The sequence below is a fragment of the Gordonia sp. IEGM753 genome (assembly GCF_050321825.1).
In the GTDB taxonomy this organism is placed as follows: Bacteria; Pseudomonadota; Gammaproteobacteria; order Pseudomonadales; family Pseudomonadaceae; genus Aquipseudomonas.
The window spans coordinates 544,464-559,767 of the sequence record NZ_JBNQGB010000004.1; the positions used below are offsets into that span (position 1 = coordinate 544,464).

Consider the following 15,304-nt stretch of genomic DNA (forward strand, 5'->3'; position numbering starts at 1 on the left):
CCTCCTTTACCGCTCACTTCTCCGGTAATATCCTTGCGCGGATATTTTCTGTTTCAACTTTTTGCCAAAAGAAAGGGAGTTCGATTGATGATCGTAGGGATTGACCTGGGGACCACCAACAGCCTCGTCGCCGTATGGCGAGGAGAGTCCAGCGAGTTGGTGACCAATGCACTGGGACAGTTCCTGACACCCAGCGTGGTCGGCCTGGACGATCAGGGCCGCGTGCTGGTAGGTCAAGCCGCCCGCGAGCGTTTGCACACTCACCCGCACCAAACCACTTCGCTGTTCAAGCGCCACATGGGCAGCGCCACCGAGGTGCGCCTGGGAAACAGGACATTCCGCCCGGAAGAATTGTCGGCGTTGGTGCTTAAAAGCCTGAAGGAAGACGTCGAGCGTGCATTCGGCGAAACCGTGCACGAAGCGGTGATCAGCGTTCCGGCCTACTTCAGCGATGCCCAGCGTAAAGCCACACGTATTGCCGGTGAACTGGCGGGGTTGAACGTTGAAAAACTGATCAACGAACCGACGGCGGCGGCCCTCGCTTACGGGTTGCATCAACGGGACAAGGAAACCTCTTTCCTGGTGTTTGACTTGGGCGGCGGCACCTTCGACGTGTCGATTCTTGAGCTGTTCGATGGCGTCATGGAGGTTCGTGCCAGCGCTGGTGACAACTTTTTGGGCGGCGAAGATTTCGATACCGTCCTGCTTGAACACTTTATCGAGCACCATCGCCTGACCGATGATTTTCCTGATCGCAACAGCGTCATCCAGCCATTGCGTCGCGAGGCCGAGCGTGTGCGCAAAGCCTTGGGACAGGACAGCAGCGCCGAGTTCAGCTTGCGAGTGGATGGCAAGCAATGGACGCAAACCGTCACCCAGCAACAATTAGCGGTGCTCTACACGCCGTTACTCGAACGCCTGCGTACACCCATCGAGCGCGCCTTGCGCGACGCCCGAATTCGCGTCAGCGACCTCGACGAAATACTGTTGGTGGGCGGAACCACCCGCATGCCTCTGGTGCGCAAACTCGCGGCGGGCCTGTTTGGCAGGTTTCCTTCAATCAGCCTCGATCCAGACGAAGTGGTGGCTCACGGCGCCGCGATCCAGGCCGCGCTGAAAGCACGCTCTGCGGCACTCGAAGAAGTGGTACTGACAGACGTTTGCTCTTACACATTAGGCATCGAGACCTCGACCCAGGTCGGCCAGCAATTCGAAAGCGGCCATTATTTGCCCATCATCGAACGCAACAGCATCGTCCCGGTGAGTCGGGTCAAGACTGTCTACACCCTGAGCGATAACCAGGAACACGTGCTGTTGAAGATTTATCAGGGCGAAAGTCGACTGGTCAGGGATAACGTGGCGCTGGGCCAACTGGACATCAAGGTGCCCAAGCGCAAGGCCGGCGAAGTTGCGCTGGATGTACGCTTCACCTACGACAACAACGGCTTGCTCGAAGCCCAGGTGCTTATCCCGTTAACGGGCGAACAGCACTCGCTGGTGATCGAAAACAATCCTGGCGTGCTCACACCCGAAGAAATCCAACAACGCTTGCAGAGCCTGGCGCAACTGAAGATTCATCCGCGCGACCAACAGGTCAACACGGTGCTCACCGCGCGCCTTGAGCGTCTTTATCAGGAAAGCCTGGGGCAGTTGCGCGAACAGATCGGTCACTGGGCGCAACAGTTCCAGCATGTACTGGAGTCTCAGGACGAACGCCGTATCCGTGAAGCGCGCAGTGAACTGACTCAACAACTGAGCACGCTGGATAATGGCCACTGGCACTAAGGAGCAGCCACATGGATTGCTGGTCCTTACTGCAACTGACCGTCGACGCCGATGCCCGCACCATCAAGCGCAGCTACGCTCGCCTGCTGAAAAGCTGCCGGCCCGATGAAGACGCTGAAGGTTTTCAGCGATTGCGCGAGGCCTATGAAGAAGCACTCGGCATCGCCCAATGGCGCGCCGAACAGGCGCAGGACAGTGAGTCGGAAACAGCCACGGCGCTGATCGAAAATGTCCGGCAGGAGCATCACGGCAACTTGAATGCCTGGTCGGAAGTTCTAGACCTTCAGCCATTGAGTTTGCAACGCCCCACGCCTGCCCTCCCGCAGGCTGACATTACCGCGCGAGCACTGCTCGATGGGCTCACAGAAGAGAATCTGGACCAGCGCTGGCATCAAGCTCAGCAACAACAATGCTCCCAGGCGTTTGAACAACTCTTGCTGCAGTTGTGCTTCGATCATCCTGGCTTGCGCAGCTCGATTGCCGGTTGGGCAGCCCAGAACCTGGACTGGCTGGCGCCTTGGCAAAACGTGCAGATGAACGAATGGCAACAGGAGGCGCTGGCCAGTAGTTTGCTGCAGGACTATCGACAGGCCTTGCGCGAACGACTGGAGAGTTCGCAAGAGCGTGAGTTTCTGAACCAGCTCAAACACTACACCGCACAACCCTGGTTGCAGGTGTTCGACCGTCGCCAGGAATGGCAGCGAGTCATCCTGCAACTGTTCAACGACACCGAATGGAGCCTGCCGCTGTTTGACCGTGTCGGTCAGGTCTTTGGCTGGGACGATAAAAAAGGCATTCATCCGGAGCCGGCCGCCACTTGGCAGGCGTTGATCGAACGCTGTAACCAGGAAGCCTTTTACCAAAACCTGCAAGCCAAGGCTGAGCAGAATCGCACGTGGGCTGCCGATGTGCAGGCGGCGCATTTGCTGATGAAGCCTTTGCCGCCCCCACAACAAAAAAAGATGATCGACGGGTTTGGCCAGAATGAGTGGCAGGCCTGCCACGATTTGGCGCAAACGCTCAAATGGCGTTATCCCGCATTGCTCGCTCGTTTGCCGTCGGCTGATGTGTTTTTTTGGCGACGCTTTTTCCCGCGTCCCATCGCGCCCCAAACCTGGGTGCGTGTCTGGGCCGCCATCGCACTGGCGCTCTATTTGTTTTACCTGCCCAGCGAGCACAAATCCTTGGGCTTCAGCATTGCCATCCCGATGGTGTTTGCTTGCGTTCCGGTCTGGTTTTTTCGATTCGCACTGAGTTGGTGGGTGCCGATAACGTCCCACGTCATTGTTCAGGACTTGTGGTTGACCGAGCGAGTGATACCGCAACGCTTGAACCCGGATACTCGCTGGCTGCTGATACGACACGGTGTGCCGCAAGCGGTCATGCTGCTGTTGTTTGCAGTCTTGCAAGGCTGGCTGGGGTTGGTGACTTACGTCGGGTTCATGCTGATCGGGTTCTTGCACAAACGCCGTATCGGTCAGCTCGATCCGGAGTTGGCCGAGCGGCGGCCATGGCTGACCGCACTGCACTGGGCGCACTTCAGCCCGCTGCAGTTAGCGTTTTTAGTGGTCATGATCGGCATCAACCTGGTCTGCCAGTTGTATTACCCGCAACTGCAACTGACGCGTATCACACCAGGCTGAAGAAAGCCGACGTCCAGGGCACGTTGGCGGCCCTGACGTCGGCAACGTCCTTGTTGATCATTTTTACAGCGTTTCGACCGGGCGCAAGCGGTACTGCGGCGGTAATTGCTCGAAACCGCTAATGGTCGCGTTCAAGCTTTTCCAGCGACCATCCTTGATGCCATAGATGCAGCCGTGGATGGACAGTTTCTGCCCGCGGTGCCATGCATTTTGCACAATACTGGTGTGCCCGACGTTCGCCACTTGCTGGATCACGTTGAGTTCACAGAGACGGTCTACGCGTTCTTCTTCGGTCGGCAAACTGGCGAGTTCTTCACGCTTTTCGTAGTACAGATCGCGAATCGAGCGCAACCAGCCATCGATCAGGCCTAACTGGCGATCCTGCATCGAAGCGCGCACGCCGCCGCAGCCATAGTGGCCAGTGACCAGGATGTGTTTGACCTTGAGCACGTCTACCGCGTACTGGATCACCGACAGACAGTTAAGGTCGGTGTGCAGCACCACGTTGGCAACGTTTCGGTGTACGAACAGATCGCCGGGCAGCATGCCAACAATTTCGTTGGCCGGTACACGGGCATCAGAGCAGCCGATCCACAGGAATTCCGGTGTTTGTTGACGGGCCAGCTTGGCGAAGAAGTCAGGATCTTCTTTAGTGATCGCGTCTGCCCAGCGCTCGTTGTTATCAATCAGATCTTGTAATTCGTTCATGCGTTGAAGCCTCGATAATGATGCGCTGATATGACAGACAACCGCCCGTCGAGGTCACGCGCAAGATACAGATACCTGCTGACGCCTTGTTTTCCGTGCCGGCCAGCCTCGCTGCACATCAGTGGAATTCTGGGCAACGCCGTGGGTCCACCTTAGTAAGGCCCACAGTATGAGGAATTGCCATGACTGATTCACGACGTCCTTACGATGCGGTACAACCAGAACCCATCGATGATAACGAAGACCGCATGGGTTCGATGCACGAGCTGGATTTCGATGAGGATGAACCCACCGCCAAAATTGGCGACGAAATACCGGACAACGAACGCGAGCACCTGATGCCTGGGGAGCGTGTGCGCGAAGCAGGGATGACCGGGGCCTCGACCGATGATCACGAGCCCACCGATGATGACATGAGCCCTGAAACGCTGATCCGTGAAGACGGCGCGCGTGATGCCAGTGAAGCCGGTGAAGGCGAACAGGCAGACTGGAATTTAAGCGTTGTCGACGAAGACGAAATCGGCGGAGGCAATGGGCTGGATGAGGCTGAACTGGCGGAGCGCGATCCGATGGACGGTAATCGTGATGGTTGATGTTGGCGACACGCCATCGCGAGCAGGCTCACACCCACAGTGGATTAATGCCATCCACTAGCCTGCTCGTGATGCTTTAAAGGCCTAATCCACTAACGTGCAGGCCATGACGACGGCATCTTCGCGGCCACCCACGGCAGGATAATAATCGCGGCGCCGGCCGATTTCGTTAAACCCATAACGCTCGTATAGCCGAAACGCGCCACGGTTGCTGTCGCGTACTTCCAGGAAACACTCGCGCGCCTTGGCGTCATACGCCCGGGACATCAAGTGTTCAAGCAGCGTCAAACCCAGGCCTCGGCCCTGATTCTCCGGTTTGACGGTGATGTTCAACAGATGCGCCTCATCAAGAATGATCTGCACCACACCATGGCCGACCTGCTGCTGACCTTCGAACATCAACCAGATCTGATATTTACCCAGGCCATCGAGGAAAATCCCGCGGGTCCAGGGATGACTGTACGCGGCGTATTCGATTTTCAGCACAGCGTCGAGGTCCGCCTCGGTCATCGGGCGGAACGATACAGCGTCACTCATTCGATTCTTTCCAGCGCGCCATCAGCCGACGCATGGCTTGCCAGACATCAGCCTTACGCTGTGGCTCTTCCATTAATAATTCCAGACCCGGCAGGGCCCAGACCGAGCCCAGGCCTTCTACCTGGAGTTCACGGTTGAAGGATTCGGCATTCGCTTCACCGGCGAAACGCACGGCCGGCAGACCGATCAGCCACACGCAAACACACGGCGCATCTTCCAGGCGGGCCGAGAGAAAGCCTTGCACAAAATCGCGCGCCGCTTCCGGGCCTTGGTCCATGTTGCCGCGAACCAGCAGTGGCCAGCGCACTGGTTCACCAATGATTTGCGGGCTGTCGGGCAAACCGGCGGCGCGCAACATGTCCTTGAGTAATAAATACGCAGGATCGCGGGTCTGGAACGCTCCGCCTGTGGGTAACTCCACCAACAGCAGGCAGCGACCGGCTCGCAATAACTGCAAGGCGAAACGAGGTGGCGGCGTCACAGTTGCCTTTATCGCAACCGGAGCCACTTCTTCGTCGACACGGGCGTTGGTGCGAGTGCTGGCCAACGAGGGACGCGGCACCTCAATTTTTACCCGTTCGGCCGGTGTGACCACAGGCTCGACAGGGGTTTCGGCCACCGGGGCCGTGGCCGGGGCCAATGGCACCACGACCAATGGCTCGGGCATCTCGAGCAACTCGGGACGCGAGGGCGCGGCAAAAGGCAATTCGGTGCGCGGCAGCCAGTTGACCACCTGCATGGCGGTCAAATAAGCGCGGCGGCGGGACTCGATTAGCAAGGGTCGGCCACTTGTGGATAACTAAAGTGCGGTGATTCTACCGCCCTTCGCAGAAGATCGCCCGCGCTGTTGATCGGTAGACCTCACGAACAGAAAAAGCGACAGCCCGTCCCGAGAGTGAATCGCATTGCCCGTGATGCAGTACAATCGCTGCTTTTAATTGCCAACCAGCCGGCCATCCCGATGATCGAACCCAAGCGCGTCTTGCGCGCCCTCGCTGAACACTGGGCACTTCTGGAACCACTGTGCGAGCACTTCGACCAAGGCACATTGAGCCTCAACGAACTGCGTTCTCAGTTGGCCGCCCAGCAACTGGACAGTACACCGCAGGACATCACCAGCCTGCTGGATGTGTGGATTCGCCTCGACATCCTGGTTCCCGTGGCGAAAAGCCCGAACCGTTTCGAGCTCAACGCGCAGATTCACGACTTTCTCGCCTACTTGCGCCGCGAACACCGTCTGGGCTTGTGCCTGGAAATCGAAGCCTATCTGCGCCATCTCGAACGCCTGGCCGGTTATATCCAGGACGCTTTTGACATCCGAGACGGTCACGACCTGGCGCGCCAGTTGCGTTTGCTCGACATGCGCGTGCGCGACGTACTGAAGAAACTGGCCAACGACGAACAGGCCTTGGTGGCCGTCGCCGAACGCGCCAAGACCAGCGACCGGCAAATACCGCTGCGTCAGCGCTACGCGGAAGTGCTGGCGACCTGGGACGAATACGTCGAGCCAATGATTCAGTTGGTGAATGCCGACGGCGCCTTCGAACAAGGCGTGCGCAAAGTCGAAAACGTCCTGCTGAAAATGCTCACCGAACAGCAGCGCCTCGGCCACCTGGTCGATGACGACATGCTATTGCGCACCCACGCGCGCATCCTCGAAATGCAGACCAGCGCCCAGCTGACCTTGCGTCACGCCCGTGAACTGCTGCTGCCGCTGCGTGAAGAGGCTCGCCGCCATAACGCCGTGACACGCGGCGCGGCGCTGGCACTGTCGGCGATCCGTCGCAAGGGCATCGACGCCGTGCCGCAAGCGGCAATGCCAATGTTCACTCGCCCGCAAAGCACCTTTCTCGGCAGTGCCAGTCAGGTTGAAGCCTATGTTTATGCATTGGCCCGCTTCGAGCCCAAACCGGCACGTTTCCCCAAGGCCCACAAAACCCAGAAAGGCGAAGCACCGCGCGCGCCACGCACCGTTCGCGAAATGCTCGAACGTTGCGAAGATGCCCTGCCGATGCCAGACCTCATGACCTGGCTGCTGGAGCAGGAACCGAACGGCGCCACCGATGAGTTGCTGTATTGGTTCTCGCGTCTGTCGCGGGAAAAACGCTTCAAACGCGAGCGTCTGGAACGCCGCGATTACCACACTCATGAGCACCAGGTCAGCCTGCGCTCCTTCGCCCTGCTCTCGGCTGGCGACACCGCCGGGAATTCTGCGAGCACTCCACATGCATCTTGATCTATCCGAACTGTCCCAGCTGGCCCCCATCTTTCGCGAACTGTTCAAGGGTTACCACGTCAGCCGCCGTGATCCGGAGTTGTACGCGCAACTCTCAAACTTCCAGGACCAGTACCGCACGCTGTTCAAGGCCTTGGGTTTTGAGCTGGTCTGCGACACGCGTGGTTTCTACTACTTCGTGCCCGACCTGGCGGCTGCAGCCGTGAATAAAACCGCGCAACGCCTGGCACTGTTCACCTTTATTCTCGTTGAGCATCTGGCCGATCAGGGCCGCGATCCGGTTGCCGTGCTCGATGGCGGCAGCCTCGGCCGCGATGAGTTGCCGTCGCTGCTGGAGAAATACCGCGATCTGTTTATTCAGGCCGAAGTGCAAACGGTCGAAGAACTCGAAGAAAAAATCATGCGCCGCATGACCCAACTCGGTTTCGCCGGCGAAGAAAACGGGGTCTACCGTTTCCTGCCGCCGATGCACCGTTTCCTTGATGTTTGCCTGTCGGTTCAGCAAGACCGGGACCTGGCCGCCAGCCTGCACAGCGTGTTGCCATTGCCGGTGCCGGTGTTGATCGATGACGACAGCGACGAAAAGCTGCTGCAAACCGATGATCCGCTCGACCTAAGCGACTTCGAGGAAGAAAGCGAAGAAGACGCCATGGCCCGCGCCATCGCCGAAGAACAGGAGACCGACGCATGAGCAAGGAACGCTACGGCATTCGCCGCTTCGCCCTTTTGAACACTGCCGGCTACAGCCTGGGCCTGTTTCCACTGGAAGAACCGCTATCGGTTTACGGTGCAAACAACCTCGGTAAATCCGCGTCGATCAACGCGTTGCAGTTCCCGATTCTGGCGCGTATGTCGGACATGAGTTTCGGCAAGTACAGCCTGGAGCAATCGCGCAGGTTCTACTTTGCCTCCGACACCAGCTATATCCTGGTTGAAGTTTCGCTGCCGCACGGCCCGCACGTGATTGGCGTGGTCGGACGTGGCCCCGGCGGCGGTTTCGGTCACCAGTTCTTTGCCTACGCCGGCAAACTGGACCTGGCTCATTACCAGAAAAACGACACCTGCCTGCGCCAGAAAGAATTGTTCACCAACCTGGAACGCGAAGGCCTTAAAGCGTATGAACTGAAGCCGGATGAACTGCGTCGTTTACTGGTGGGTGGTCACACATCTATCCCGCTGGACCTGACGCTGATCCCGCTGCGTTCCACCAGCGAGCAGAGCCTGAAAACCTTCCGTGCGCTGTTCATCAACTTGCTGCACATGCGCGAAATCACCGCGGCCAAGCTCAAGCAACTGTTCCTCGATGCCTTCGAGCACAGCCTGCGTTCCGGCAGCGTCGATTACATCGCTGCGTGCGAAGAAGCATTCCGCGATGTGCGACGCATGGAGCAGGACTACAACTCGCTGGTCACGGCGGGACCACTGGTTGAAGCACTGGCCGCCGGCGTTGCCCAGCGCAACATCCTGCGCGGCAAACTGCACCGTATCTCGCCACTGCTTGATTCCCTGCTCGGCACCTGGTCGGACTACGCCAGTGCGCGCAAGGAAGAGCTGACGATTCAGGCTGAGCATTACCGCAATGAGCAGGATGCCCTGCAAAACGACCAGCGCGGTGGCACTCAGGAGCTGATGCGCCTGGAACGTGAAATCACTGGCATCCAGCGCTGGCTCGGCGAACTGTCTGTACTCAAACATCGCTTCGCCTTGGTCGATGACGTCAAAGTCCTCGAACAGCAATTGCTGGCGGCCAAGGATGCGCACGATGAACTGGCCGGTGCGCTGGCCCAGTCGCGGCAGTTCAGTGCCGAAGACCTCGAAGAGCGTCTGCGGGATCTGGAAAAACGCTTGAAGTCGGTCAAGCAACAACTCGATCACGCCGACAACAACAGCTACGCCCGGCTGCGTGAAGAGTTCTCGCAACAGGACGTCGAGCGCCTGATGCGTCTGTTCAATAGCGCGCTGTTCAGCCTGCCGCTGGGCGAACACGGGATCACGCTGGACGAGGACGGTCAGTGGGTCAAATCCATGGAGCTGATTCTCGATGGCTTCAAAGGCGAGCGCTTTGAGGTTCCGGGTCTGTCCATCGACATCTCGCACATCGAGCCACCGGCCTTGCAGGCGTTGGCTGACCGCGCGGCATTGCGCGATCAGAAAGAACGTCTGGAAAAAGAACTCAAGCAACTGAAGACTCAAGCGGCAGTGGTCGCCGACCGAGCGGCCAGCAAAACCCAGACCGAGGCGCTGTACCAGCAGGTGCTGGATGCGCAAAAAGCCCTGGAAGATTTCCGTCGTTCGCAAACACTGAGCGCCGAGGAAGAAGACAAGCTTGAGCAATTGGCGCAGATGGAAGCGGCGCAGGAAGAGTTGAAGCGTTCCAGCGACGCCTTCACTGAACGCGTTCAGCAACTGTCGGCCAAGCTGCAACTGGTGGGCCGACAGATTGGCGACATGGAAGCCAAGCAACGCACACTGGACGATGCGCTGCGTCGCCGTCAGTTATTGCCGGCAGACCTGCCGTTCGGTACGCCGTTCATGGATCCGATCGACGACTCAATGGACAATCTGCTGCCATTGCTCAATGACTATCAGGACAGCTGGCAAGGTTTGCAGCGCAGTGACGGTCAGATCGAAGCGCTTTACGCGCAGGTGCGCCTGAAGGGCGTGGCCAAGTTCGACAGCGAAGACGATATGGAGCGTCGCCTGCAATTGCTGATCAACGCGTATGCGCACCGCACTGACGAAGCACTGACTTTGGGCAAGGCTCGGCGCGCGGCGGTGACGGACATCGCCCGGACCCTGCGCAACATTCGCAGCGACTACGACAGCCTCGAGCATCAACTGGCGTTGTTCAACCGTGAGATCAACAAGCGTCAGGTGTCCAACCTGCAGAGCTTTCGCATCGTGCTTGCGCCGAACAAGGAAGCACTCAAGCACATCGACCAGATCATCCACAGCGCCGGTCAGTACGAAGAAGGCGAAACGCTTTCCGTGTTCGACCTGAGCCAGAGTGCAGATCAGGACAACAAGAACGAAGAGGCCAAGGAATATTTGGCGCGGCTGGTGGCAGCGAACCACAACCAGCTCGGCCTCAAGGACTTGTTTGAACTGGCGTTCGAGATCACCAAGGTCAATGGAACGCCAGTGATTCACACCGACATCGACGGCGCAGCTTCCAACGGCACCACGATGACCATCAAGGCGTTGACCAACATGTACTTGTTGCTGCACTTGATGGACCGCGACCAGGCCGGTCGTGTTCGCCTGCCGTACTACCTCGACGAAGCAGCGGACATCGACGAGAAGAACCAGGCAGCGCTGTTGGAAACCAGCCTGCAACTGGGTTTCGTGCCGATTCTGGCGAGTGTGAAGCCGCAAGTCTGCGCCAGTGTTGCCATTGACCTCGAAGGCGGCAGCGGTCCGAACGGTATCTACATCGACGAAGCAGACTGGAAGTACATCCGCCGTCACGATGAAGTGAAGGCAGTGGTTAACGTTGAAACGGATGAGCCGGAGCTGGATGCGGTTTGAGTTAAACCGTTAGATATGAAAAAGGCCGCGATCCATTGGATCGCGGCCTTTTTTGTGGGCGTCATTTTCAGTGAGCTTCAGGGTCTCTGCGTTGGAGCGCCGCGCGGACCAAGCCCCACACCTTGATCGCGTTCGTTGTTGAGAACGCGGTCACGTGTGGGAGCGGGCTTGCTCGCGAAGGCGTCAACACAGACGCCAGACCAACGCCCCGCTACTTACCAAGGGAGATCTTCGGCGCCCAGGTCAGCCATTCATCTTCGAACTTGTCGAACAAGGGGAACGTCTGCTCGGGTCGCGCCGGATTACCCATGCGGTCACCGTCCGGCGTGGCGAACGCGATGCCACCTTGAATCAGCGTTTCGAGCGACTCCGTGCGCATCGTCGCGCCTTTGAATAAACCGTAATCGAAACCAAACCCGCTGGAGTTCCAGAACCGCGTGCCGCTGCGCACCAACGGTGCATATTTAGGTTCGATCAGGATGTGCACCAGGACGCGATCAGCGGTTTGACCCAACTCATAACCCGTTACCTTGCCGACCGTCACTTCACGGTAAGTCACCGGCACGCCGGTCTTCAGCGAACTACGGCGAGCGGCGCTCAACACCAAACTCAGGCCCGGTTCAGCCTTGACGGACTCCGGCGGGTTGGCCAACGCCACGAAGTTCTTCTGCGGGCCGAGATTCTTCAGCGCAGGCTGCACTTCGATGTATTGGCCTGTGACCAGGGTTTCAAGGTTCGAAGTCTTGATCAGCCCAAGCTCGGGCTTGACCACCCAGAACTGACTACCAGCCCGAGCGATGCGCTCCGGCACCTCGGTGATGCGTGCCGTGAGCATCACCGATTGCAGGTCGTCAGTGAGGTCGACGTCTTCGATCTTGCCGACATCAAGCCCTTTGAATCGAACGGGCGTGCCGCTGCGCAATCCATCCGCGCGATCAACCTTGATCGTGACCACAATGCCTTTCTGGTTGGCTTCGTCGTGGTTGGCAAACAGGCGAAACCGCGGAATTTTCTTCTGCAGCGGGGCTTTGGCTTCCGGAGTTTCGAACGCGATACCCCCGGCCATCAGGCTTTGCAGCGATTCACTCTTGACCTGAATCCCACCGGTCAGGCCGCCGGTCAGCGTAATGCCACTGGCATTCCAGAACCTTGTCGAGGCATTGACCAGCCCTTCGTATTCCTTCTCGATGTGAACGCCAATCACCAGTTGTTTCTTGGTCTTGGAGAATTGATAACTCTGTACCGAACCAACCTTGACCTGTTTGTAGAGAATCGGACTGCCGACTTCGAGTGACCCGAGGTTATCGGTGAACAACACCATATGCAGACCCGGCGAACGTAGATCCAGCGGCGGAGCCTTGGGCCTTGCGACAAACTCGCGTTGCGGTGCCGAACCTTTGTCCCCCGGACGGATGGCGATGTAGTTGCCTTTTACCAAGGCCTCCAAACCGGTGATGCCGGCGAGGGAAATCGACGGTTTGACCACCCAGAACTGTGTGCCGGTGACCAGGTAATCTTCGGCCAACGGGTCGAGGGTCAACTCGGCAGTGGCGCCGGAAAGATCCGGGTCGATCTTCAACGCCTTCAGATTGCCGACCTGAATACCTTTGTACATAACCGGTGTGCGGCCAGCCTGCAGGCCTTCGAAGTCGCTGAGTTTGACTTTGACCCGTATGCCGGCAGCGGCTGCATCGAAGTCTTCGTAGAGACGAAAGGGCAAACTCGGATCAGTAGGTGGACTGTCCTTGCGGTTTTCTGGTGTGGCGAATGCAATGCCACCGGCAACAATGCTGGCCAACGATTCGCTGCGTATTTTGACCCCCGACAGATTGGCGTCGATGCTGACACCGCTGGCGTTCCAGAACCGCGTATGTTTACGCACCAACTTGGCGTAGGTCGGCTCGATAAACACTTTGAGCTCAACGGTGCTTTGGTCTTCGGAAAGCAGATAGCTTTTAACCTGACCGACCTTGATCTGCTTGTAGAACACCGGGCTGCCGCGATTCAAAGAGCCGAGGCGATCAGCCTTGATGGTCAGGTGCAGACCGGGCTTGGAGTCTGATAACGGCGGCTCTTCGGCTAGCGCCTTGAACTTGCGAACGGGCTCGCCTTCACCGGGACTGATCGCCACGTAGTTACCCGAAACCAGCGTTTCGAGACCGGTAATACCGGCCAGGGTTACGCTTGGCTTGACCAGCCAGAAACGCGTGCTGGTTCGCAGGTATTGCTCTACGTCCTTGTTCATCTCAACGGTTGCGATCACACCTTTTGAAGTGCCTTCGTCATCGAGCTTGAGGGTTTTGACCTTGCCGACCGACATGCCTTTGTAGACAACTTCGGTTTTGTTGGCCTGAATGCCTTCGCCACTGTCGAAACGCACCTGAATCTCGATGCCGGTCTCATTGTAAGCTCGCCAGCCCAGCCAGCCACCGATGATCAGGGCGATAAGAGGCAACACCCAAATGGCAGACCAGTTCGAGGCCGGTCGGGTTTTTGCGGTAGGCAAATCAGTCATAGTCGTCATCCGACTCCGTATTATCCCAAATCAGTCGGGGATCAAAAGTTACTGCGGCAAGCATCGTCAGAATCACCACACTGGCGAAAGCGATGGCACCAAGATTGGCTTCGACATTGGCAAGGCGCCCGAAATTCACGACCGCCACCAGGATGGCGATCACAAAAATATCGAGCATCGACCAACGCCCAATGAATTCGATAAAGCGGTACATCAGAATACGTTGGCGTGCCGAAAGTGGCTGGCGCCGCTGCACAGAAAAAAGCAGCAGTGCGATGCCCACCAATTTGAACGTGGGCACCAGAATGCTGGCGATGAAAACCACGGCGGCAATCGGAATCATGCCGTGCTGAGCTAGCTGGATCACACCGGACATGATGGTGCTGGGATCACCCTTGCCCAAAGAACTGACAGTCATGATTGGCAAGATATTCGCCGGGATATAGAGAATCGCAGCGGTGATCAACAACGCCCAAGTGCGTGTCAGGCTGTTTGGGCGTCTAGCATGCACCAGCGCACCGCAGCGTGTGCAAACCTGCTCATCGGCGTCCGCTTCCCGCTTGTTCAACTCATGGCATTCCATACACAGCAGAATGCCTGCATCAATCGCCCGCATGGGCATCCTCTCCTGATAAAGCCTGCCAGATCTGATGAGGTGACATCACAACCTCAAGCCAGACCTGGACTAATAACAATGCGATAAAACACGCCAAGCCAAGCCCTACGGTAATAGCTGCCATATCTGCCAGCTTTACAATCGCAACGAGTACGCCCATGAGGTAGACCTCGAGCATTCCCCAGTCTTTCAGGTGATGGTAAATGCGGTAAATGAGCAACCCGTAACTGCGCCCGATATCAAAACGAATACTTAGCAACACAGCCAATTGGCAAAGTAACTTGAGCAATGGAATGGCCATGCTGCAAAGAAACACAACCACCGACACGCCTTGCATACCGGTATTGAACAGGCCCAAAACACCGGTCCAGACAGTGTCTTGCGACGATTGCCCGAGTAGATTGAGCTGCATGATGGGTAAAAAGTTCGCAGGGACGTACAACAATAAAGCGGCAATGACTAAGGCGAGACTGCGCTGCACGACTTTGTGCCGATGGGCATAGAGCTCGTATCCACAGCGTGGGCACATCGCTTTCTCACCACGGGCGAGTTCAGGCTTGCGCATCAGCAAGTCGCACTCATGACACGCCAGCAAGTCGTCCAGCGGTAATTCTGACAGCCCTGAGGCGTCGACCGGATCCGACATACGGCTCTGACTCCAAAAAAGTTGACCTATTCTAGTGTCCTGATCAGAAAATAACTGTGCAAATTTGTGCCGCAGAGCGTGTGAAATTTTCCTGCGGGCAAAACAAAACCCCAACTGCTTTCGCAATTGGGGTTTCGGAATTTAATCTTGACGATGACCTACTCTCACATGGGGAAACCCCACACTACCATCGGCGATGCATCGTTTCACTGCTGAGTTCGGGATGGGATCAGGTGGTTCCAATGCTCTATGGTCGTCAAGAAATTCGGGTACCGAATCGTGGCCAGCTGGCCGCGCTTCAGCAAATTGGGTATGTGACAGCTGTCGGTGTTTTGTGAACATCGAACTTTCGGTTCGTTTCGTCTTCACACACCGCAATCTGATGCTCTTTCGAGTAGTCAAATTGCTTGGGTGTTATATGGTCAAGCCTCACGGGCAATTAGTATTGGTTAGCTCAACGCCTCACAGCGCTTACACACCCAACCTATCAACGTCGT

At 57.5% G+C, this 15,304-nt stretch carries 12 protein-coding genes and 2 rRNA genes; 6 read left to right on the forward strand and 8 right to left on the reverse strand.

Annotation, left to right across the window (positions count from 1 at the left end):
* Positions 1-87: 87 nt before the first annotated feature.
* Positions 88-1,785 carry an Hsp70 family protein gene (locus tag ACQR3R_RS22210; protein WP_428275361.1) on the forward strand — a complete coding sequence of 566 codons (1,698 nt, stop codon included), beginning with the start codon at positions 88-90 and terminating at the stop codon, positions 1,783-1,785.
* Between the two features lie 11 nt (positions 1,786-1,796).
* Positions 1,797-3,428 (forward strand): hypothetical protein, encoded by a 1,632-nt coding sequence (locus tag ACQR3R_RS22215; RefSeq protein ID WP_428275363.1) that lies wholly within the window; start codon positions 1,797-1,799, stop codon positions 3,426-3,428.
* Between the two features lie 63 nt (positions 3,429-3,491).
* Here ACQR3R_RS22215 and can read toward each other — a convergent pair whose 3' ends face one another.
* Positions 3,492-4,136 (reverse strand): carbonate dehydratase, encoded by a 645-nt coding sequence (can, locus tag ACQR3R_RS22220; protein ID WP_428275365.1) that lies wholly within the window; start codon positions 4,134-4,136, stop codon positions 3,492-3,494.
* Positions 4,137-4,318: 182 nt separating this feature from the next.
* On the opposite strand from can, the gene ACQR3R_RS22225 reads away from it, so the two are divergent.
* Complete coding sequence (locus ACQR3R_RS22225) at positions 4,319-4,729, forward strand: hypothetical protein (protein ID WP_428275367.1); 411 nt, start codon at positions 4,319-4,321, stop codon at positions 4,727-4,729.
* A gap of 84 nt (positions 4,730-4,813) precedes the next feature.
* Here ACQR3R_RS22225 and rimI read toward each other — a convergent pair whose 3' ends face one another.
* Together rimI and ACQR3R_RS22235 are read right to left on the reverse strand one after the other, a co-directional pair.
* Positions 4,814-5,266, reverse strand: a complete 453-nt coding sequence (gene rimI, locus ACQR3R_RS22230; protein WP_201120507.1) for a ribosomal protein S18-alanine N-acetyltransferase — start codon at positions 5,264-5,266, stop codon at positions 4,814-4,816.
* Entirely contained in the window at positions 5,259-6,044 is a 786-nt protein-coding gene (locus ACQR3R_RS22235; RefSeq protein ID WP_428275369.1) for a hypothetical protein, read from the reverse strand. The genes rimI and ACQR3R_RS22235 overlap by 8 nt, the downstream gene beginning before the upstream one ends.
* 183 nt (positions 6,045-6,227) lie before the next feature.
* Between ACQR3R_RS22235 and mksB the strand changes: the two genes are divergently transcribed.
* From mksB to mksF, 3 genes are read left to right on the forward strand one after another with little or no spacing between them, the layout of a single operon-like run.
* Complete coding sequence (mksB, locus tag ACQR3R_RS22240; RefSeq protein WP_428275371.1) at positions 6,228-7,502, forward strand: Mks condensin complex protein MksB; 1,275 nt, start codon at positions 6,228-6,230, stop codon at positions 7,500-7,502.
* On the forward strand, positions 7,492-8,193 hold the full coding sequence (gene mksE, locus ACQR3R_RS22245) for an Mks condensin complex protein MksE (RefSeq protein ID WP_201120505.1): 702 nt from the start codon (positions 7,492-7,494) through the stop codon (positions 8,191-8,193). The genes mksB and mksE overlap by 11 nt, the downstream gene beginning before the upstream one ends.
* Positions 8,190-11,030 carry an Mks condensin complex protein MksF gene (gene mksF, locus ACQR3R_RS22250; RefSeq protein WP_428275373.1) on the forward strand — a complete coding sequence of 947 codons (2,841 nt, stop codon included), beginning with the start codon at positions 8,190-8,192 and terminating at the stop codon, positions 11,028-11,030. Before mksE ends, mksF begins: the two co-directional genes overlap by 4 nt.
* A gap of 211 nt (positions 11,031-11,241) precedes the next feature.
* On the opposite strand, the gene ACQR3R_RS22255 is transcribed toward mksF, so the two are convergent.
* The 5 genes from ACQR3R_RS22255 to ACQR3R_RS22275 form a co-directional block, all read right to left on the reverse strand.
* A complete protein-coding gene (locus tag ACQR3R_RS22255) occupies positions 11,242-13,545 on the reverse strand; it encodes an MlaD family protein (protein ID WP_428275375.1) in 2,304 nt (767 codons plus the stop codon).
* Positions 13,538-14,161, reverse strand: coding sequence for a paraquat-inducible protein A (locus ACQR3R_RS22260; RefSeq protein WP_428275377.1), 624 nt, complete (start codon positions 14,159-14,161; stop codon positions 13,538-13,540). The genes ACQR3R_RS22255 and ACQR3R_RS22260 overlap by 8 nt, the downstream gene beginning before the upstream one ends.
* Positions 14,148-14,807 carry a paraquat-inducible protein A gene (locus ACQR3R_RS22265; RefSeq protein WP_428275379.1) on the reverse strand — a complete coding sequence of 220 codons (660 nt, stop codon included), beginning with the start codon at positions 14,805-14,807 and terminating at the stop codon, positions 14,148-14,150. The genes ACQR3R_RS22260 and ACQR3R_RS22265 overlap by 14 nt, the downstream gene beginning before the upstream one ends.
* Before the next feature lie 145 nt (positions 14,808-14,952).
* Positions 14,953-15,068: ribosomal RNA gene (gene rrf / locus ACQR3R_RS22270) — 5S ribosomal RNA — on the reverse strand.
* A gap of 157 nt (positions 15,069-15,225) precedes the next feature.
* Positions 15,226-15,304: ribosomal RNA gene (locus ACQR3R_RS22275) — 23S ribosomal RNA — on the reverse strand; the annotation flags it as partial.